20 protein-coding genes and 1 tRNA gene are annotated in these 20,023 nt (G+C 62.9%); 10 read left to right on the top strand and 11 right to left on the bottom strand.

Translation table 11 applies throughout. From position 1 onward, the window contains the following. Positions 1–55: 55 nt before the first annotated feature. The 4 genes from ACVIIW_RS09795 to ACVIIW_RS09780 form a co-directional block, all read right to left on the bottom strand. Entirely contained in the window at positions 56–808 is a 753-nt protein-coding gene (locus ACVIIW_RS09795) for an LptA/OstA family protein (protein WP_456700547.1), read from the bottom strand. Then, positions 805–1,530, bottom strand: coding sequence for an LPS export ABC transporter periplasmic protein LptC (gene lptC, locus ACVIIW_RS09790; protein ID WP_456700546.1), 726 nt, complete (start codon positions 1,528–1,530; stop codon positions 805–807). The genes ACVIIW_RS09795 and lptC overlap by 4 nt, the downstream gene beginning before the upstream one ends. A 152-nt stretch (positions 1,531–1,682) precedes the next feature. Next, positions 1,683–2,297: a ribonuclease D gene (locus ACVIIW_RS09785; protein WP_456700545.1), complete on the bottom strand. Its 615-nt coding sequence runs from the start codon at positions 2,295–2,297 to the stop codon at positions 1,683–1,685. Between the two features lie 102 nt (positions 2,298–2,399). Then, entirely contained in the window at positions 2,400–3,686 is a 1,287-nt protein-coding gene (locus ACVIIW_RS09780; RefSeq protein ID WP_456700544.1) for a UbiA family prenyltransferase, read from the bottom strand. A 298-nt stretch (positions 3,687–3,984) separates the two neighbouring features. On the opposite strand from ACVIIW_RS09780, the gene ACVIIW_RS09775 reads away from it, so the two are divergent. Then, positions 3,985–5,256 carry an MFS transporter gene (locus ACVIIW_RS09775; protein WP_456700543.1) on the top strand — a complete coding sequence of 424 codons (1,272 nt, stop codon included), beginning with the start codon at positions 3,985–3,987 and terminating at the stop codon, positions 5,254–5,256. 150 nt (positions 5,257–5,406) lie between these two features. Here the strand turns inward: ACVIIW_RS09775 and ACVIIW_RS09770 are convergent, their stop codons facing one another. After that, positions 5,407–5,733, bottom strand: a complete 327-nt coding sequence (locus tag ACVIIW_RS09770; RefSeq protein ID WP_456700542.1) for an NIPSNAP family protein — start codon at positions 5,731–5,733, stop codon at positions 5,407–5,409. Between the two features lie 85 nt (positions 5,734–5,818). Here ACVIIW_RS09770 and ACVIIW_RS09765 point away from each other — a divergent pair, with 85 nt between their 5' ends. Next, positions 5,819–6,808 carry a GlxA family transcriptional regulator gene (locus tag ACVIIW_RS09765; protein WP_456700541.1) on the top strand — a complete coding sequence of 330 codons (990 nt, stop codon included), beginning with the start codon at positions 5,819–5,821 and terminating at the stop codon, positions 6,806–6,808. A 686-nt stretch (positions 6,809–7,494) separates the two neighbouring features. Here the strand turns inward: ACVIIW_RS09765 and ACVIIW_RS09760 are convergent. Next, the gene (locus tag ACVIIW_RS09760) at positions 7,495–7,728 is read right to left on the bottom strand and encodes a hypothetical protein (RefSeq protein WP_456700540.1); all 234 of its coding nucleotides are present in this window, start codon (positions 7,726–7,728) and stop codon (positions 7,495–7,497) included. A gap of 183 nt (positions 7,729–7,911) precedes the next feature. On the opposite strand from ACVIIW_RS09760, the gene ACVIIW_RS09755 reads away from it, so the two are divergent. The 5 genes from ACVIIW_RS09755 to ACVIIW_RS09735 all read left to right on the top strand — a co-directional run bounded on the left by ACVIIW_RS09755 (position 7,912) and on the right by ACVIIW_RS09735 (position 12,143). Then, entirely contained in the window at positions 7,912–8,370 is a 459-nt protein-coding gene (locus tag ACVIIW_RS09755) for a hypothetical protein (protein WP_456700539.1), read from the top strand. An 88-nt stretch (positions 8,371–8,458) separates the two neighbouring features. After that, positions 8,459–8,758 (top strand): hypothetical protein, encoded by a 300-nt coding sequence (locus ACVIIW_RS09750; protein ID WP_456700538.1) that lies wholly within the window; start codon positions 8,459–8,461, stop codon positions 8,756–8,758. 338 nt (positions 8,759–9,096) lie between these two features. After that, positions 9,097–9,996, top strand: coding sequence for a hypothetical protein (locus tag ACVIIW_RS09745; RefSeq protein WP_456700537.1), 900 nt, complete (start codon positions 9,097–9,099; stop codon positions 9,994–9,996). Between the two features lie 1,125 nt (positions 9,997–11,121). After that, a complete protein-coding gene (locus tag ACVIIW_RS09740; RefSeq protein ID WP_456700536.1) occupies positions 11,122–11,760 on the top strand; it encodes a recombinase family protein in 639 nt (212 codons plus the stop codon). A gap of 161 nt (positions 11,761–11,921) precedes the next feature. After that, positions 11,922–12,143 carry a hypothetical protein gene (locus ACVIIW_RS09735; protein ID WP_456700535.1) on the top strand — a complete coding sequence of 74 codons (222 nt, stop codon included), beginning with the start codon at positions 11,922–11,924 and terminating at the stop codon, positions 12,141–12,143. A 5-nt stretch (positions 12,144–12,148) separates the two neighbouring features. Here the strand turns inward: ACVIIW_RS09735 and ACVIIW_RS09730 are convergent, their stop codons facing one another. Both ACVIIW_RS09730 and ACVIIW_RS09725 read right to left on the bottom strand, forming a co-directional pair. Further along, the gene (locus tag ACVIIW_RS09730; protein ID WP_456700534.1) at positions 12,149–13,720 is read right to left on the bottom strand and encodes a DUF6538 domain-containing protein; all 1,572 of its coding nucleotides are present in this window, start codon (positions 13,718–13,720) and stop codon (positions 12,149–12,151) included. Between the two features lie 86 nt (positions 13,721–13,806). Continuing rightward, positions 13,807–13,893 (bottom strand) — tRNA-Leu (locus ACVIIW_RS09725). A gap of 138 nt (positions 13,894–14,031) precedes the next feature. Between ACVIIW_RS09725 and ACVIIW_RS09720 the strand changes: the two genes are divergently transcribed. Then, a complete protein-coding gene (locus ACVIIW_RS09720) occupies positions 14,032–14,997 on the top strand; it encodes a complex I NDUFA9 subunit family protein (RefSeq protein ID WP_456700533.1) in 966 nt (321 codons plus the stop codon). Between the two features lie 64 nt (positions 14,998–15,061). On the opposite strand, the gene ACVIIW_RS09715 is transcribed toward ACVIIW_RS09720, so the two are convergent. The 3 genes from ACVIIW_RS09715 to ACVIIW_RS09705 form a co-directional block, all read right to left on the bottom strand. Further along, entirely contained in the window at positions 15,062–15,802 is a 741-nt protein-coding gene (locus ACVIIW_RS09715) for an SDR family oxidoreductase (RefSeq protein ID WP_456700532.1), read from the bottom strand. Continuing rightward, a complete protein-coding gene (locus ACVIIW_RS09710; RefSeq protein ID WP_456700531.1) occupies positions 15,799–17,130 on the bottom strand; it encodes an FAD-binding oxidoreductase in 1,332 nt (443 codons plus the stop codon). Before ACVIIW_RS09710 ends, ACVIIW_RS09715 begins: the two co-directional genes overlap by 4 nt. 96 nt (positions 17,131–17,226) lie before the next feature. Continuing rightward, positions 17,227–18,033 carry an undecaprenyl-diphosphate phosphatase gene (locus tag ACVIIW_RS09705; protein ID WP_456700530.1) on the bottom strand — a complete coding sequence of 269 codons (807 nt, stop codon included), beginning with the start codon at positions 18,031–18,033 and terminating at the stop codon, positions 17,227–17,229. Positions 18,034–18,202: 169 nt separating this feature from the next. Between ACVIIW_RS09705 and ACVIIW_RS09700 the strand changes: the two genes are divergently transcribed. Both ACVIIW_RS09700 and queG read left to right on the top strand, forming a co-directional pair. Next, positions 18,203–18,895 (top strand): glutathione S-transferase family protein, encoded by a 693-nt coding sequence (locus tag ACVIIW_RS09700; protein ID WP_456700529.1) that lies wholly within the window; start codon positions 18,203–18,205, stop codon positions 18,893–18,895. Next, entirely contained in the window at positions 18,844–20,019 is a 1,176-nt protein-coding gene (gene queG / locus ACVIIW_RS09695) for a tRNA epoxyqueuosine(34) reductase QueG (RefSeq protein WP_456700528.1), read from the top strand. The genes ACVIIW_RS09700 and queG overlap by 52 nt, the downstream gene beginning before the upstream one ends. Positions 20,020–20,023 lie beyond the last annotated feature (4 nt).

Genomic DNA, 20,023 nt, shown 5'->3' with positions numbered 1-20,023 from the left:
CTCACCGGGCACGCTTCAACCTCGGATCATCAGCATCAGCGACAAGTGATTGAATTCACTTCTGTTTACTTCCACCGGGCAGTTGCAGAGGCGAACCCGCGCCCGGAGCCACGGGCGTTCCGCATTTGCCGTTCCCGCCGCCCTGGGACTGGATGAACAGGCCCTGCACCTTGCCGCTGTCGGATTCCACCCGCGAAACGCCGGTGGTCATGTCGACCATGAGGCGGTCGCCGCGCAACACGTTCTGGCATTGGGTCAGAACCACCTGGCCCCCGGACCCACCCAGCATGGTGATGAGGTTGGTCTTGGTGTCGAACACGGCGGTCTCGCCGGTCACCACCTGGTCCTTCTGGGTGACGACGACATTGCCGCGCGCTTCCAGCCGCTTGATCGACGAGGCGCCGCCGGGGCCCGGCGCCGCCGCCTGCATCGGCGGCGCGCTCTTCTGACCCTTGGCCGGCGCCGCGGTTGGAGCCGTCTGCGGCGCGGCCTGCTTGTCGCCAGAGGATTCGTAGAACACCACCAGCGTCTTCGAGGTCATGGTGGTGTCGCCCTGCACGACCTTCACATTGCCCGAGAAGGTGGCTTCCTTCTTCTTGTCGCGCATCTCGAGCGAGGCGGCCTCGATCTGGATCGGCTGATCGCGATTCTGCGAAAAGCCCTGCATCGCATTGGGCACGCCTTGCATCGTGCTTTGCGCGACGGCAGCACCCGCCGTGATCAGCGCGGCGCCGGCAAGCGCCATCGCCGCGACGATGGCGTGACGCCTGGTGTCGTGACGCGAAGAAAAATGAGTCATCAAAATCATCTTGCGTTGCCGGACTTGCTCCGGGATTTCGCCGCTGGTGGCGGGGGCGGCTCGACCGGCGCGGGAGCGGGCTCATCCGTGCTGATCTTGTCCAGATGCATCACGACATTGCCTTCGAAACGAACGACCTCACCGCCTCCGGTGATCCGCAGCCTGTCCGCGGTCAGCGTGCCGTTGGTCAATTTGACGTCGACATGCTCATCCGAGGAAACCGTGCCCTTGTTCATGTCGACAAAGGCCGAGTTCAGCCGCGCCTCATAACCGGTGGAGGTGCGCAGGAAGATGTCCTTGTGCAGATCGAGCTGCTGCTGCTTGTTGTCGAAGCGGCCGGTGCGGGCATCGAGGAACACCGTCGATTGATCTTCCATCAGCACCTTGGCGCGCAGGGCGTTGAGGTCGACATGGTCGGGGTCGGTGATGTCCTGCGTGGCGGTTTTGGCCCAGAGCTCGTAGGGCCGCTGATCCGGGGTGAAACCGGAAAGGTGCGGCGTTTCCATCGTGATCTTGGTCCCGGTCACCACCATGTTTCCGGAATCGACCTTCACGGGGATCATGGTGAAGGGGTTGAGGAAGGTCGAGACCGCGACGATCGAGGCCATGGCCAGAACCACCGTCGCCGGCACCGCGATGCGCAGAATCCGCACCAGGCGGCTGTGGCGCGCCGCCTGGGCAAACTTCGCCGCGAGCGCGGCGTCGTAGATGGGAAACTGGGCCGAGTTCACCGCTGCTCCGGGGGCATCGCTTGCCTGGTCAGATGGCTCCAATCGCGGGCGCCCCATTGTACCCGCGACCTCAGGAATATGCAGCCTGCGACTGGCCGCAGGAAAGTGTCCGAAACGGGGCGGCGGCCCGGGTCATGCTCCGCGTCAACGGCTCAGGAATGCGCGAAAATGTCCTCTTCCTCCCAGCCCTGCAGGTCGAGCAGGGCGCGGGTCGGCAGGAAGTCGAAACAGGCCATGGCCAGCTGGGTGCGGCCCTCCCGGACCAGCATCGCATCGAGCCGCTCACGCAGGGCATGCAGGTGCAGCACGTCGGAGGCGGCGTAAGCGAGCTGCGGCTCGGTCAGGCTGTCGGACCCCCAATCGCTGGATTGCTGCTGCTTGGAGAGGTCGACATTGAGCACCTCGCGCACGAGGTCCTTGAGGCCGTGGCGATCGGTATAGGTGCGAGTCAGGCGGGAGGCGATCTTGGTGCAGTAGATCGGCCCGGTCATGACACCGAAGCTCTGGTACAGCACAGCGACATCGAAGCGGGCGAAATGGAAGATTTTCGTGATGCCGGGGTTGGCCAGCAGCGCCTTCAGGTTCGGCGCATCGATGTGACCCTTGGGGATCTGCACCACGTCGGCGCTGCCGTCGCCGGGCGAAAGCTGGACCACGCAGAGCCGGTCGCGGTGCGGGTTCAACCCCATGGTTTCGGTGTCGATCGCCACCGCGCCGGTGTAGCGGGAGAGGTCAGGCAGGTCGCCGCGATGCAGGCGTACGGTCATGGCGTTTCAAACCCTCAGTCGAATCGGTCGCGTCGGTATCGTAAGCTCTTCGGATGGTCCGCGATTTAGCCCCTGGGGGGGACCTGCGCAAGCAGCGATGGCTCAGATCGCCGCAAGCATGATGCAGACCATCGCCGCAACCGTGGTGCGGCTGGCGCCGTCGCGGAAGGCGTAGATGATGGGGTCGTCGGGCATCTCGCGGCGATGCGCGATCATCAGGGCCCGGCCGAACCAGTAGAGCAGCAGCGGCGCGAGCAGCCACAGCAGCCATGGGCGGCTGTAGAGCGGCGTCACCGCCGTGGACGAGACGTAGAGCGCAAACACCGTCACGGCATTCATGGCGCTCGCCGCCGCCATCGCGGCGATGATGTGGAGGTCGCTGATGCGGTAGTCGCGGTTGGAGGGAGCGGCGAGGCCTTCGCCCTGGCGCAGGCTGAGCTCGCTGAAGCGCTTGATCAACGCGAGCGAGGTGAACACGAACAGCGAGAACACCATCAGCCATTCCGACAGCATGACGCCGGCCGCGACCGCGCCGGCGACGATGCGCAGGCAATAGAGGCCGGCGAGCGTGACGACGTCGACCAGCATCTTGCGCTTGAGCACCAGCGAATAGGCGATGGTGGTGAGGAGATAGGCGACGAGCACGCCGAGGAACGTCGAGGAGATGCAAAGACTGGCCCCGAAGGCGAACAGCCACAGCACCGGGATCGCCGCCAGCGCCGACGAGATCGGCAACGTCCCCGCGGCCAGCGCGCGGTGGCGCTTGGTCGGATGCTGGCGATCGGCGGCGAGATCGAGCAGATCGTTCATCAGATAGGCGCCCGACGCACAGGCCGAGAACGCCAGGAATGCCAGCAAGGTGGCGCCGAGTGTCGCGATGTTCACCTGATGCGCGGTGAGAACGGGCACGAACACCAGCGTGTTCTTGGCGTATTGATAGAGGCGCAGCGCTTTCGCCCAGGTGCGAAGACTGGCGCGATCACGATCGACGTGGTCGATGCGCTCGACCGCAGCGCGGTCGAACGGCAGATTGTCGCCGGCGGCAAGATCAGCAGGGGTCACGACCCCGTCGAAGCCGAGATGCGCCGAAATGCCGGCGGCCTGATCGGGGAAGCGGCCCGCGACCAGATAAATCTTCGCCCCCCGCGCCCGCGCCGCCAGCGCCCGGTTCAGCACATCGGCGTCATAGGGCAGATGGGCGTGGTCGAGCTTCGCGCGTGACAGAACCTCCGCGAGAACAGCCACGCCCGGACGTCCGCGCGCGCCGAAGCGCGCCAGCATGCGGGCAGGGGCCGAGAACAGCGCCTCCATCAGCAAGTCCGAGCGCAGCAGGGCGCCTTCGAGATCGATCATGAGCGTGCGAGCCGGCGGCGGGACAGAATCCGGCACGGCCTCACTCCGATCGTACTGCCAGGCTGGCTGCTCCATCCGAAAACGCTCCGACTTGCCGCGACACGGCCGGCCCAGGGACTGGGGGAGGAAGCGGGAAAAGGACGGCCGCGAGCCTAGGCGGCATTGGCTAAAAGCGGCTTAATTCGGCCGGCGGGGAAGCCCGTGGCCGGCTGTTGCACGGATCCCACAATCCGGAGCGCGCGGAATATACCAGCGGAACATGAGGCTCGTGCCGGTGGTAATCGGCGGCGGGCACCCCATCTGAGCCCAGCTTCCCACCACAGCCTCAGGTGCCATGACAGACCAGACGCTCGCCGCGCCGATCGACGATCAGCAGGAACGCCAGCGCGGCTTTACGCGCTACCAGTCGCTTCTCGTGGCGCTGCTCGCGTTCGCGCAGTTCACCATCATCCTCGACTTCATCATCATGTCGCCGCTCGGCGCCATCATGATGCCCTCGCTCGACATCACGGCCGGGCAATTCGGCGTCGCGGTGTCGGCCTACGCGTTCAGCGCAGGATTGTCGGGCATCCTGGCCGCCGGCTTTGCCGATCGCTTCGACCGCAAGCGCCTGCTGCTGTTCTTCTATGTCGGCTTCACGCTCGGCACCGCGCTCTGCGCATTCGCGCAAAATTACCACGTGCTGCTGCTCGGCCGCATCGTGACCGGCTTGTTCGGCGGCGTGATCGGCTCGATCGTGCTCGCCATCGTCACCGATCTGTTCGCGCTGCATTTGCGCGGCCGTGTGATGGGTTTCGTCCAGACCGCCTTTGCGGCGAGCCAGGTGCTTGGCGTGCCGGCGGGGCTGTTTCTCGCCAACCACTGGAGCTGGCATGTCTGCTTCTTTGCCATCGTCGGCCTGTCGATCCTGGCGATCGCCATCATCGCCTTCGCCATGGAGCCGGTCGACGCGCATCTGAAGCTGAAGCAGGACCGAAATCCGTTCCACCATCTGGCCGCCACCATGTTTGAGCCGCGCTACACGCTGGCTTTCTCGGTCACGACATTGCTGGCGACCGGCGGCTACATGCTGATGCCGTTCTCCAGCGCCTTCACCGTGAACAATGTCGGCATCGACATCGTGCATCTGCCGACGATCTATCTGGTTTCCGGCCTGTTCAGCATCGTCACGGGCCCGATGGTCGGCCGCGCCAGCGACGCCTTCGGCAAATACCCGACTTTCGTGTTCGGCTGCGTGATGACCGTCCTGATGGTCCTGATCTACACCCATCTCGGCCATGTCTCGCTGGTGACCGCGATCGCCGTCAACGTGCTGCTGTTCGTCGGTATCTTCTCGCGCATGATCCCGTCGCAGGCGCTGATGTCGGCGATCCCCGACCAGAGCCAGCGCGGCTCGTTCAGCGCGGTCAGCGCCTCGCTGCAACAGCTCTCCGGCGGCCTCGGCTCGGTGCTCGCGGCCGCGATCATCTCGCAGCAACCCGACGGCTCTCTGCTCCATTTCGAGCGGATCGGATACGTCGTCGTCATGACCAATGTTATCACGCTGGTCGCGATGTATTTCGTGCAGAAATCGGTGGCGGAGAGAACGGGGAAGCGGGTGGTGTGAGAGCCGGTCCCCCGCGTGGCGGCGATGTCGATATCGCCGTCCGGCCAGCTCCGATGATTGGAAGCAGCTCGATGGGGACCGAATCCGGTGTCCCTCACGACGATGGCTCCGGAGACATCGCAGACGATACGCTCCCGTCCGAGGCCACTGTTATTGCAGGGCCGAGAAGCTCGTGGGGCTCATGAAGGAGCTCGAGATATTCGCGAGGATCGGCCCGTCGACCTCCGAGGTAGCGGCGACCTCCTGCCATTCGGGGTCCGCCACGAAGGCACCCCACAGACGCTCCCGCTCCGCGAGCGAGTCCCAGACAAGGATGTAGACGAGATCAAGGTGTGACGGTCCGACCGTGGTCCGCCAAAAGCCAAGCTGGCGAATGCCCAGCCGCTGCCAAATCTTCAGTGTCCGCGTCTCAAAACGCTTCAGCAGTGCCGGCATCCGGTCCGGCAGGGTGCGATAGGTGCGCAACTCGTAGATCATCTTCCATCCTCGCTCGGTTCAAGCCTGATCCGAATTACGCCGATTGCGACTGGCATATTTGCCAAACTTCTCGTATTTCCTGCCAATGCTCACACCGGCCTCGGCAACCCCTCGGCATATTGTCTTTCTGGCGTTTGAGCGCTTCCAAGTGCTCGATCTCGCCGGCCCGATGCAGGTGTTCCTTTCGGCGAGCGAACATGCGCGGGATGCCGCAACAGGGCTGCCGATCGATTACCGGGTCTCCGTCGTGTCGTCCGGTCCCACTCGGGTGCAGGGCTCCTTGTCACTTTCGATCGAGGCTGAGCCTTTGCCGTCCGCGTTGATGCCCAGAACGACGGTTATGGTGGTCGGAGGAAAGGGCGTTGAAGCCGCGTCGCAGGACCTCCTCCTGATCGACTGGTTGCGGAGCCACATGGACGAGGCGGAGCGGATCTGCTCCGTTTGCAACGGTGCACGCGTGCTTGCGCGGGCCGGGCTGCTTGCGGGCAAGCGAGCGACAACGCATTGGGCCGATTGCGACAAGCTCCAACGGAACTTCCACGATGTCACCATCGACCGCGATGCCATCTATGTGCGCGACGGCAAAATCTGGAGTTCCGCAGGCGTAAGCGCCGGCATCGACCTCGCGCTCGCGCTCGTCGCTGACGATCACGGCGAAGCAGCCGCCGCAGTCACGGCCAAGTGGATGGTCCTCTACGTCAAGCGACCCGGCAACCAGTCGCAATTCAGCGAATTCATCGAGACCATTGACCACGAAAAGGCGGGAGCCTTTGCGAAGCTTCACCAGTGGATCTTGGGCAATATCAGCCGCGACCTGAGCGTTCCCGTGCTTGCGGCGCAGGCGGGCATGAGCGAGCGAACATTCGCACGCAAATATCGAACGCTGATCGGTGTGCCGCCCGCCGAGACGGTCAAACGGCTTCGTGCCGATACGGCACGTCACCATCTTCGGACCTCGACTTTGCCGCTCAAGACGGTTGCGGCCAGATGCGGCTTCGGGTCAGTCGAGCAGATGAATCGGGTTCATCTGAAATTCTACGGTCTGACCTCGCGTACATTACGTGACATCGGATAGTCGACCCTCAGGCGCTGCCGGGTCAGGACCCAGTTGCATCAAAAGATGCCGCGCGTTGCCATCGTCTCGAGCCCCTTTGGCGAGCGGAATCCTGATCCTCACGGACCCGTCGAGACCAATGTTGCCATCGCCGCGGCAATGAAAGAGGGGCGGCTTACGAAGCGCAAATCGATTCCTGGATTGATACCGCAACATTGTTGCGCATCGGGCGCATTGGCACTACCGACGGAGCCCCGCTGCCGACCTTGGGACTGCGCCCCAAGGGACAAATGGTGCCCAGGAAAGGATTGGGCGTTTCGCGACCGCAGGCCTTGAAATCACTCAGGTTTTCGAACCGTCGAGGCCGCGTTGTGTACCAGTGACGTGTCCGAGTCAATCGCCCTCAGCAGTTGTCATCGTCCAGCGATGCAGGAGCGGACATCAGATGGCAACAGGATCGGCTCGCTCAGTCGAGAATGACCCACCATGGACTTGAGGAAGGTGGGGCGGGGAGCAATCCTCGTCCCTACCCGGAATAGGAACGATCTATTCCGCGGCGCCTTTTGCAGTGATGGATGATCTGCTCAAGCGGGCCGACCGGGCTATTGAGGACGGCTATCGCGTCAAGGAAGAGGCGATAGAGCACCTAGTACGAGCCAGAAGGGCGGCCCGTGAGGTGAGAGCAACTATCGTTCGCGCCGCAAGCACTAGATCTCATTATCGTCATCTTGGGCCGAAAAACCCTGAAAGGCAGGGCGCTTTTCAGGAAAATCCTGCGGATACCCCATCTTCCGATCAGCGGGATTGAAGCGCACCGCTCGTCTTGCGGCAATCTGTTCCAGCAGGCGCTTGTGCGATGCAGAAATAGCCTCCGCTAATTGCTTGGAACGCAGTATAGCGGCTTGGGCACGTGCGAAGAGTGTCTCACCATCTTGTGCCATGGCGGATAACGTTGGAAGGGGGGTGCCGTTCCGGCGAAGGCGCCGCAAGAGAGCAGCCAGCCCCATCCGCCTCTGGTCTAGAGTGTACCGGTTCCAGTAGAATGCCTTCGCAAACGGCGGTTGATCGTGTCCCGTTAACAGGGAGACGGGTCACGCGCCCGCCTGCACGTCGGGAGCGTTGCTATGTTGCCCGCTGTCCGAATTTTCCGTCTTTCCCGATTCGAGAAAGAGCTAGAGGCGCGTCATTTGGCTTTGGCGCGGGCGGCCATCGTTCTGGGCCGCAAAGTGCTTTGTGATAATCCTCGACCCAAAATCCCGAAGATCACCCAGCATGAGATCAAAAAGCCATCGCCTCAGCACTACAGCTTTGAGATGCAAACAGCGGCCAGCATAAAGAGGAAGGCTGCAGGCGAGCGGCGTTTTCTTGAGAGGCAACATCTATCTGTTGCCGATAAACACGTAGCAAAAGCTGAACGTGTGGTCAGGGAGCAAGTGGCCTTGATCGCGAGCTTGCGTTGCAACGGGCAAGACACGAAGCTTGCAGAGGAGACCATGAGGGTCTTCGAGGCCAATCTTCAGGTCATGCGCGAGCACCGCGAACTGATCATCAGGGCCATCGAGGAGGCTGACGAGGGCCGCTAAGGCATCCTATTGCCCGTCGATGTCAGCTCGGTGCGGCGGATAAACGATGCGAGAAGTGTCATGTTTTGGTCCATCGCGTCGATTGGAAATGGGCCGCATCGTTTCCGATGTTAACCGCAAGCGGATATCTGACCAATCTGGCAATGTCCGCTTTCCTGATTCTAGGAACGGTCAACTGGCCTTATCGTTGCTCGGCATGATGACGCCGCAAGACTATGGGGAACTCGCAGCCAAGTACGAGAGGCTGGCGGAAGCGGCGCGTGATCAATATTCGCGTTACCAACTCGAAATGCTCGCCAAGAGCTACATGGTTCTTGCCAAGAGCACTGCGGTCCTAGACCGTTCCACCAAAGCGCTTGAGGCAATAGAGAAAGCCATGAAGAAGTAAGGCCTCCTCAATTGGCGGCCACGCTCCTGTTAGGCCACGTCGCCACTTGTGGCTCATCGCGTCGATCTTGGCGCGTCCGCTGTTGCGCCGGTCCTGTGGGTCGAGCGGACAACCATTGATACAAACCCCACCCCCTTGCGAACCTGTGCGAGGTAGAAGCCACATGCCGTTCGAACCATCAACGCGATGAAACAATGGGGCACCGTGCCGCACGGTGAGTAATAGGTTGCATGTCTGGGAGAAGGAAGCGGCGCCAATTTGCCTCGTGCGAATAGGTTGCCCCTTCCGGGAAACACTTCAACCCAATCCACCCGCGCACCCATAGGCGTCCGTGGCTGATGATTTCAGCCGTTCAGGACGGGCACCTTTTGGGGGCGCTTCAAGCATTCCTGAACATGCGACAGAACAACACACAACAGAACTCTTCAAATGAACCGACCGGAGCCGGGAAGGTCGCTCCGTGGAACACCGGCAAGATCACCGCAGCGCCACCAAAGTACGATTTCGAGTGCGAGGAAGTGGCTTCCGAGCCAAATCCCATCGTCGTGGTCCCGATTGCTGACATCGCGACACGAGCTGATTGGCAGGTGCGTGATCAGATCAACGGCGCACTCGTGAGGGACTACGTCACCCACTACGTGCACGGCGCGAACATGACCCCGCTCCGGCTTGCAGACGTGGGCGGAGTGCTCGTCCTCATCGACGGATGGCACCGGCTCTTGGCTCAGAGGCAACTCGGCCGCGATGCCGTAGAGGCCACTATCGAGGAGCTGAACGAAGCGGACGCCCAGTGGCAAGCCGCGATGGCGAACACCCGCAACGGCGCACGGCTGACCCGTCAGAGTGAGAAGCGCAGGGTCTTCGAGCTGTACATGCGACAAGGGCGCAATCGCGTTGGTCGGCGCGGCTTGAAGTCGTACCGAGAGATCGCGAAGGACCTTGGGGGCCTCGCGTCGAAGTCCTCCATCGAGAACTGGATGAAGAAGGCGTTCCCGAAAATCGCAGCCAAGATGCGGTCAGGGCGCGACGACAACGCCGGAGCACGCGACCAAAGAAGGGACATCAGTCCCGCTGAGGTGCGCGTTCGGGATGCCCTTACGCTGGCCCTTGCGGAAGCCCGAGGGGTCCACTGCTGGGGCAAACGGAGGGCACTCGTTCAAGAGTTCGCCAAGGCACTGTTGGAGCCCGCCAAGCCACAGACTGCCCCGGAAGCCACTGAAATTAATAATGATTTCTAAAGACTGTCCAGATTGGACACTCTACCAGCCAAAACACGAGATACGCCATTGAATACAAATGGCAATTTGGCCGGCATCCCAGCAACGATGATGCCCGGTGCGGTGACCCAAGCAGAACTGGACGGCCAGCCGGTCGTCCTCGTCGGGACCGTCCCCACCGGCTACACCGTCGTGCTCTGCCCCACGGGCTGGGCCGCCCTCCAACGCTGGAAGCTGACAAGTCTCAGGGTTGCTCGGGGGACCCTCTACGCTGCTGGCAAGGGACGAGGGACGGGCTTCGCAGCGGCGCGCTTCCTGCTCGGTAGCTCAGGCAACCATGTAGTTCGCCACCGCAACGGCAACCCGTTCGACATCAGGCTTGCGAACATCGTTGCGATCTCACGCGCCCTCATCAGGCAAGCAGCTATCGAGACGGCGCGGGGACCAGGATACACGAACCCCGACGTTCGGTGGGGCGATGGTCGCTGTCATGGGGGCGTGCCGCTGAAGACCCCCAGCGCCCGGCAGCGCATCGCGCAAGCCCTCGCTCCACCAGAACCCCGATAGTTGAGCAGAAAACTGTGAAGCCCCCACTCGATCCCATCTTGTGGCGGGCTTCCCCCACGGGGGTCGTGCTCAGGTGACCTGCGGGATTGCGGAGCTTCGTCTGAGGCAATGCGCTTCAGTCTAACCCTTGGGAGGTTGGAGGCCCGACGAGTTCAACCATTCAGTCAAGTGTACTGTGATCTCGACTTGGCGAGCCTTACGGATCAAACGCTCTCGCTCGCCGGGTGCGGCGTGCTCGGCCTGTTGGCGCATGCGCTCCGCTTCGTCTGCGAGCCGCTCTTCCAATGTTCTGCTCTGCTTGACACGACGCCGTCTCAGCATGGCGTAGCACCCTTGCTTGTGCAGGCGGGAGCGCGATCAGTCTCTCAGCCACCGACGCCCAAACGGTCGCTGCCGGTGACTATCAACAATTCCCGCCTGAACCGCTCGGTTCCAGTTGTGGACCCGACATCGTGGGTCCGTAAGGGTATGCCCGTGCGGACAATCGGGACAGCGTCCAAAATGCGTCCGTTAGGGTTGACTTAGCTCAACGGACACGATACACAACGGACATTACCCTAACGGACAACGGGGACGTCCATGGCTACGATCTTGTACGCGCGAGTATCCACTACCGACCAGACCGTCGAGCATCAGCGGACAGGTGCGGAGGCCGCAGGCTTCAAGATCGACCGCGTCGTCGCGGACCATGGCGTGTCGGGGATCAGCACCCGCCTTGCCGAACGTCCCGAAGGCAAGCGGCTCTTCGACATCCTCCGCACTGGCGACACCCTCGTGGTTCGCTGGATCGACCGCCTCGGGCGCAACTACGGTGACGTGTGCGACACCATCAGGGAATTCATGCGGCGTGGCGTCGTCATCCGCACGGTGATCAACGGGCTCACCTTCGACGGCGCAACGAAGGACCCCATGCAGCAGGCCGTGAGGGATGCGCTCATTGCCTTCATGGCCGCTACCGCACAGGCGAACGCCGAGGCCATCAAGGAAGCCCAGCGCGGCGGTATCGCGCTCGCCAAGGCGACAGCGGGCGAGATGAAATACCGGGGACGGAAGCCAACGTTCAACACGGACCAGCTTGAAACGGTGCGCAACATGCTTGAGCAGTCCGCAGGCGTCGGGCAGATCGCGGCAGCAACGGGTCTGAGCCGACAGACGATCTATCGTATCAAGGAAGACCCGGCCGGAGCCGAAGCGGCGCTGAGGAGTTGGGCTGCTTAGGCGGCCAACTCTAAGTGCATCTTCCCTGCCCGATCAGTGTTTTTGCACCCGTTGACGGGAGTTCCACTAAGACGCACACTCGTTCCATCATCGTTCGGTCCTATGGCTCTTACCGATGACTGAGAGACCGTTGTGCTCCCGCCCGATCAAGGGAGTGCGCCATGCCGATCACGCGCCTAATGGGCAACCTCAATCTAACGCGAGAACAACAGCATACGCTTGAGTTGGCGTTCAATCACGCGCTTCGCAAACTGGACTTGGTGGATCGAAACGATCCGATTTGTGAGATCGTCGCTCGGAAGGTAATTGAAATCGGGACAAGCGGCGTTAGCAACGCGGTCGCCATCGCGGAGTTGACGTTCAGGCAGCTTCGCCAGTCGTGATGCTGTCACAGCTCGTAGCGAGGCAGCTTACATATCTCGCGGTAGAGCCCTGCCGGTTCTCCGTAGACCTCTTCGTCAACGCCTTTCCCGCCCTGCGCCAAGATCATTCGGCGCAGCTCCTGAGACAGGTCATGTTCGCGGGAGAGCGTTACGAACCGATGCCGCCATGCATGATTGGGGCGGATGCGCTCGTCATCGACGATGGATCGCGCAAACTCGCAGAGCCTGTTCTTGATGGCATTGAGGCGTCCGCGCACCTCTTCCTTCCCGTTCGCCCTGAGGAAAAGATAACCGTCCGCTGACGCTTCAACGAAGGCGATGAAGCCAAGCTCAACGAGCTGCGGGTGAAGTGGAACGTCACGCCTCTTCTTGTTCTTCACCGGCCCAGCCTCTGGAGTGATTGTCATCGTCCAGTGCGAGCCGCATCGCCGTACGTCCTGACGGCGAAGCTGTACCATCTCCCCGACGCGAGCCCCGGCCAATGCGCAAAGCCACGGCACCCATCGCTTAGCTGCGGAGGTCTTGTCCAGTTCGCGGCCTGAACTCTTGTAGGCCAGCGCAGCCGTGAGAATGGCAATGGCCTCTTCGTCCAGGTAGCCACTGGACCGGGTCTTCTCGGGGTTGCTGCGCATCACAGTGATGCCTACGGCGGGGTTGCTCGGAATGTGGTGATTGCCGACAGCCCATTTGAAGACAGCCTTGAGAGCTGCGAGATCGCCATCCCTGACCGTCTTGTCGGAAAGCGGCTTACCCGTGCGGGGGTTGATCGTCGCGAGCCGCATGTCTTTGTAGGCAACGACATCCTTCGGCGAAACGCGCGTTGCGTCGTCGTGTTTGAGAAAGGCAACAAACCGCTCAACGGCGGCACCGTACTCGTCGAACGTCTTTTCGGCCTTCCCAGCGGCCTGCGCCTCTCGCTTCCAGCCCTTGAACAACTCGCGGAGAGAGACGCTTGCGGCATCCTTTGGCGCGTCAAGCTGCAACACAGGGAACCTGTTTGCCCCTTCGTCTGGCCCGTAGCTGCCCTCCGCGCGGCCTTTCAGAACCCCAGCGATCTCCGTACCCACCTTGAACATTTCGCGGGTAAGAGCAGCCTTGGTGTCGTTATCGACGTTCAAAGCATGCCGGGCAAGGTGTTCCTCTACGAAGGGAGCTGCTTCCCGTAGCCGGGCTGCTTCATCCCAGCCCGCCGACAGTTCGAGCAGCCGCGCCCATACACCCGCCGAGCCGGGCTCTTCGTCGAACCTCGCAAGTGCTCGCCGCCGGAAGTCTCCAGCCAGAGCGATGACCTGCTTGTGGCTCAAGCGGCGGGGACCATCCCGCAGCGACCGCCACATGTCGTCGAGATAGGCGAGTGCCTTGGCCTGACGTGCTTTAGCCTCCCGAGGGTCATGGGTGCGCAGCGACAACTTGATTGTGCCGTTGCGCCCAACCTGCACCGCAGCAGCCGCATCGCCCACGGGGACGTGCAGCACCAAGCCGACCGCCTTGTCGATCAGATCGGAAGGAACGCGCTTTCGGAGGTAGTGAACGGAGGAGCCGTCGCGGCGGATAGGTGAGGCCATTCGCAGAAGCATGTGTACCGTCTCTGTGTACCAGTTGAGACGGTCGATCACCCTTGGATAACAGGGACTTCAGCGAAATCAACAACATCGAAGAACGATGGTGCCCAGGAAAGGACTCGAACCTTCACGGCCGTTAAGCCACTGGCACCTGAAGCCAGCGCGTCTACCAATTCCACCACCTGGGCATGCCGTTGGGGCACGGAGGCGGTTACTACGGTTCGGTGACGCCGTTGTCAATTCATGGTTCGGGATGCCGATTGCGCATCGCACACCACCCCGATACAAGCCTGATATCTCGCACTCTTCCGCAGGAATGGACCTCCATGGCATCGAATCTGGAAACTCTCGTCACGGTTTTCGGCGGATCGGGGTTTTTGGGCCGGAATGTCGTCCGCGCGCTGTGCCGGCGGGATTACCGTGTCAGGGTCGCGGTGCGGCGGCCGGAACTGGCCGGATACCTCCAGCCCTCGGGCAAGGTCGGCCAGGTCCACACCGTGCAGGCCAATCTGCGCTATCCGGCGTCGGTCGAGGCGGCGGTGCGTGATTCGCAGGTCGTGATCAACCTCGTCGGCATCCTCACTGAAGGCGGCGCCCAGACCTTCGACGCCGTCCAGGCCAAGGGCGCCGAGACCGTCGCCAAGGCGGCGGCGGCCGTGGGCGCCGGCCTGATCCATGTCTCGGCGCTCGGCGCCGATGCCGAATCGCCGTCGCGCTATGCCAAGGCCAAGGCGGCCGGTGAAGCCGCGGTGAGCGCGGCAGTGCCGTCGGCCACGATTGTCCGCCCCTCGGTGATGTTCGGTCCCGAGGACCAGTTCACCAACCGCTTTGCGGCGCTGGCGCGGATGTCGCCGGTGCTCCCGCTGATCGGCGGCGCGACCAAGATGCAGCCGGTCTATGTCGGCGACGTCGCCACCGCGATTGCCGACGCCGTCGACGGCAAGGCCAGGGCGGGTGCGACCTACGAGCTCGGCGGTCCTGAGGTGCTGACGATGCGCGAGATCATCGAGGCCATCGTCGCGATCGCCGAGCGCAAGCCGACGCTGGTGCCGTTGTCGTTTGGCCTTGCGCGCCTCAAGGCCGCCTTCCTGCAATTCGCGCCTGGTGCCTTCAAGCTGACGCCGGACCAGGTCACGCTGCTCGAGCGCGACAATGTCGTCTCGGAAGCCGCGAAGGCCGCCGGCCTGACGCTGGAAGGCCTCGGCATCGCGGCGGATTCGCTGGAAGCGATCGCCCCGCAATATCTCTGGCGTTTCCGCCCGCAGGGCCAGTTCCAGCGCATGGGCGTGTGAGTCGGTTTCATCTCTCCCGCGTCCCTCCCCGCAAGCGGGAGAGGGAGCGTCAGTCGGCGACAGCTCAAAACTTCAGCTTCTTGAACACCGCCTCAGGCAGCGTCTTGATGATGAGCATCACGAGACGCCATTTGCTACTGACATAAACGACGTCGGTCTTCTTCTCGACCGCGTTCAGGATCGCATCGCCGACGACAGGCGCATCGACGGTCAACGGGCCGATCAGCTTCATACCCTCAGTCATTTTCGTGCGGACGAAACCGGGCTTCACCGTGACGACGTGCACGGCGCTGCGGCTGCAACGGGCGCGCAGGCCCGAGAGGAAGGCGGAGAAACCGGCCTTGGCCGAGCCGTAGACATAGTTCGAGGCGCGGCCGCGATCGCCGGCGACCGAGGACACGCCGACGATGGTGCCATTGCCGCGAGCTAAGAACCTTTCGGCGAACAGGCCGAGGATCAGCGATGGTCCTTCATAGTTCGAGCGCATGATCGTGGTGGCGTGCCCAAGATCGCTCTCGGCATTTTGCTGCACACCCAGAAGGCCGACGGTCGAAATGACGACGTCAGGCAGCGCGGGAAGGCTTGCGACAAAGCCATCGAACGAAGCGGCGTCGAGCACGTCGAATTTGAAGAGGCCGGCTTCGATATTGTAGCGCGCGCGCAGATCTGCGGCGTCAGGCTCAAGCGCCGCGACGTCGCGGCCGGCGAGACCGACGTCGTAACCCGCCTTGGCAAAGGCGCGCGCCGCGGCGCGACCAATGTCGGAGGAGCCACCGAGCACCAGAACTGACCTGCGTGATGTCACGGCCTAACCTCATCGAACAGACGCTGTGAAAGCTTGGAGCGGATGTTTCCGGCGGGATCGAGCGCTTTGCGAATCGCCTTGAAGCGCGACAGCGCGGGGTAGCCGGCCTCGAACGTCGCACGCGACTGCCGCGCGTCCTTGGCGAGATAGAGCCGGCCGCCGGCGGCGACAACGAGACGATCGATCTCGTCGAGGAAACTGAGGATGTCGCCGTTGACCGGGAAATCCAGCGCCAGCGTGTAGCCGGGCAGCGGAAACGACAGCAGGCCGTCGCCATGCCCGAGCTTTTTCAGCACCGCGAGGAACGACGCATCGCCGCGCTTGGAGACGCGATCGAGGATATCGCCGAGCACGCCGCGCGCGCCGGCTTCCGGGATCACGCATTGATGCTGGAGGAAGCCGCGCCGGCCATAGATGCGATTCCAGTCGGCGACGCTGTCGAGCGGAAAGAAATATGGATAGAGCGAGACCAAATGGTCGCTGCCTGCACGTCGCGCGCCCATGCGGTAATAGAGCTCGTTGAAGGCGCGGACGGTGACGCGGTTGAGCGCCATCACGGGCAGGTCGATCGGCACGGCGAGCCCAGGCTTCTTGCCAACGGCAAAACGATCCGCGCCTTCGGCAAGCTCATCGGCGCTTGCGTGCTCACCGAGATAGATCAGCGAGCGCCCGAGATCGCGCCCGCGCGCCACGCAATCGATCCACGCCACCGAATAGGTCGCAGACTCGCTCGCCTCGAGCGCGCGCATCGCGGCATCGAGATCGGATGCGGAAACCACTTGCTCACGGATCCAGCCGGTCTCGACACGGCGCAGCCGCATCGTGGCTTCGAGGATCACGCCGGTGAGGCCCATGCCGCCCACCGTCGCGAAGAAGGCATCGGGATTTTGCTCGCGCGAGACTTCAATGGTCTCGCCTGCACCCGTGCGCAGCAGGATGCTGTCGACATAGCGGCCGAAACCGCCTTCGCCATGATGGTTCTTGCCGTGCACGTCGGCGGCGATGGCGCCGCCCACCGATACGAACCGCGTACCGGGCACGACGAAGGGCAGGAAGCCGCGCGGGCCAAAAGTATCGATCAGGTCGGACAGCAGCACGCCGGCCTCCAGGCGGATGCGGCCGGTCGCCGGATCGAACCACCTGATCCTGTCGAACCCGGTCATGCCGATGGTCCTGACCGTGCCGATCGCGGCATCGCCATAGGCGCGGCCCTTGCCGCGCGCCACCGAGCCGGCGACGACGGCGTCCGCCACCGCCTCGAACGAGCGCGGCCGCAGCACTTCGGTATCGACGACCGGGAAGCGCCCCCAGCCGCTGACAGTCGTCATCGTTCAGCTCCACCTGCGGGCCGCCCCGCTCCCGGAAACTGACTAGCGGCGAAAAGCTGATATTGCGTTGAGGCCCGTCGGCAACTTGCCGGGAACTTAATGGCCGAGCGCCAGCGCGATCAGTCCCAGGGTGCCGACGATGACGCGCCACCAGGCGAACACCACGAAGCCGTGGCGGGTGACGTATTCCAGGAACGTCTTCACCACGATGATCGCCGTGACGAACGACACCACGAAGCCGATCGCGACGATGCCCATGTGGTCCATCGTCATCTCGGCGCGGCTCTTGTAGAAATCATAGGCGAACGCACCGATCATGGTGGGGATGGCGAGGAAAAACGAGAACTCCGCCGCCGCGCGCTTGTCGGCGCCCAAAAACATTGCTGCGACGATGCTGGCACCGGAACGCGAAACGCCCGGAATCATCGCAATGCACTGCGCGATGCCGATATAGAGGTACATCAGCAGCGGAAATCGCGTGGCGTCATACTCGCGCGCCTTGAGCTCGATCCGGTCGACCCACAACAGGATGGCGCCTCCGACGATCAGCGAGAAGCACACGACCCACGGATTGAACAGCAGGCTCTTGATATACTTGCCGGCGAGGAGGCCGACGACGACAGCCGGCAGGAATGCCACCAGCAGACCGACCACGAAACGGCGCGCATAGGCATCGCCCGTGAACATGCCGATCGCGACGTCCCACAGCTTCTTGAAGTACAGCACGACGATCGCGAGAATCGCGCCGAGCTGGATCAGGACGGTAAACGAATCCCAGAATGCGCCCTCGCCGAGGCCGAAGAAGCGCTCCGCAAGCAGCAAATGGCCGGTCGAGGACACGGGAAGGAACTCGGTCACACCCTCGATGATGCCGAGGATCACTGCCCGTATTGCGTCTGACATATTTACGGTCCATTTCCGCTGGAAAAGCGGGGCTCTTCTCGCCTATTCGCCTCTCGCTCGCAATCGCAAAATGCGCTATCGCGCCCTTGCCGCGCGGTTTTGAAAGACTACTGTGGCGCCGCACAAACATTGATGGATTCTTAAGCACCATCAAATAGTCAAAGGCTTCATGTTTACGCTGTTTCATCATCCGTTCTGTCCACATTCGCGCTTCATTCGCCTGATCGCGGGCGAATACGGGCTCGAGCTGAAACTGGTCGAGGAACGCAGCTGGGAACGGCGCGAGGCATTTCTGCTGCTCAATGCGGCCGGCACCACGCCCGTTCTGCTGGACGACGAGCAGCCGCCGATCCCGGGTGCGGCCATCATCGCCGAATATGTCGACGAAGCCTATGGGGCCGGAATGGGACCCAAGCGCCTGATGCCTGAGACGATCGGTGAGCGCGTCGAGGTGCGCCGGCTGATGACCTGGTTCAACGAAAAGTTCTTCGAGGAAGTCTCGCATCCGCTCGTGACCGAGCGCATCTACAAGCGCTTCATGAGCGAGGAGAATGGCGGCGGCCCGCCTTCGGCGGACGTGATGCGCGCCGCCAAGGCCAACGTGCGCTATCATCTGGCCTATATCGGCTGGCTGGCGCAGACGCGCAACTTCCTCGCCGGCGACCGGCTCACTTACGCGGATCTCGCCGCCGCGGCGCATCTTTCGGCGATCGACTATCTGGGCGACGTGCCATGGAGCGAGGACGACGCGGCAAAGGCGTGGTACGCGCGGGTGAAATCCCGCCCGTCGTTCCGCCCGCTGCTGAGCGAATGGCTGGCGGGCGTGCCGGCGTCGCGGACCTACGTGGACCTGGATTTCTGAACCCCGATCCGACTGAACTGAAGGCGGCGCTCGCGCGCGAAGCGCACGCGCTCGGCTTCGACTGCATTGGCGTCACCGAGCCCGGCACGATCGACAAGGCCGGCGCGAACTTCCTCGAATTCATCGCCTCGGGCGGCCATGGCGACATGGACTGGCTCGCGAACCAGCCGGAGCGCCGCGTCGATCCGCGCGGGCTGTGGGCGGACGTGCGCAGCGTCATCATGCTCGGCGTCAATTACGGACCCGACCAGGATCCGCTCGCGATCCTGCAACAGCGCACGCGTGGGGCGATCTCGGTCTATGCGAGGGGCGACGACTATCACGACCTCATCAAGAAGCGACTCAAGGCACTGGCGCGGTGGCTGGTTGCGATCGCGCCGAGCGAAGTGAAGGTGTTCGTCGACACAGCGGCGGTGATGGAGAAGCCGCTGGCGCAGACCGCGCATCTGGGCTGGCAGGGCAAGCACACCAATCTCGTTTCGCGCGAATTCGGCTCATGGCTGTTCCTCGGCGCGATCTACACCACGCTCGAGCTGCCGCGCGATCCCGCCGAGATCGATCATTGCGGCTCGTGCCGGGCCTGTCTCGAGATCTGCCCGACCGCGGCATTTCCCGCGCCGTACAAGCTCGATGCGCGGCGCTGCATCTCCTATCTCACCATCGAGAACAAGGGACCGATCCCGCCGGAATTCCGCAAGGCCATCGGCAACCGTATCTATGGCTGCGATGATTGCCTCGCCGCGTGTCCCTGGAACAAGTTTGCGCAGGAGGGACGCGAGGCCAAACTCGCTGCGCGTGATGAATTGCGTGCGCCTGGTCTGGCCGAGCTTTCGCGACTCGACGATGCCGCATTTCGCGCGCTGTTCACGAAATCACCCGTGAAGCGGATTGGCCGTGACCGCTTTGTGCGGAATGTGCTGATCGCGATCGGCAATTCCGGCGAGGCCGCACTGGCGGAGGCAGCGCGGCGATTGCTTGACGATGCGAGCCCGCTGGTGCGCGGGGCTGCGGTGTGGGCGGTGGCGCAGTTGCTGCCTCGAGATGAGCTCGAAGCGATGAAGAGAGCTGCATTGAGCAACGAGCACGATGAGAACGTTCGTCTGGAGTGGCAAGCCGCGTCCTAGCTCT

This window comes from Bradyrhizobium sp. USDA 4449, assembly GCF_054056275.1.
The sequence above is the reverse complement of the archived record's forward strand: the minus strand, read 5'-3'. Positions and strand labels throughout refer to the sequence as shown.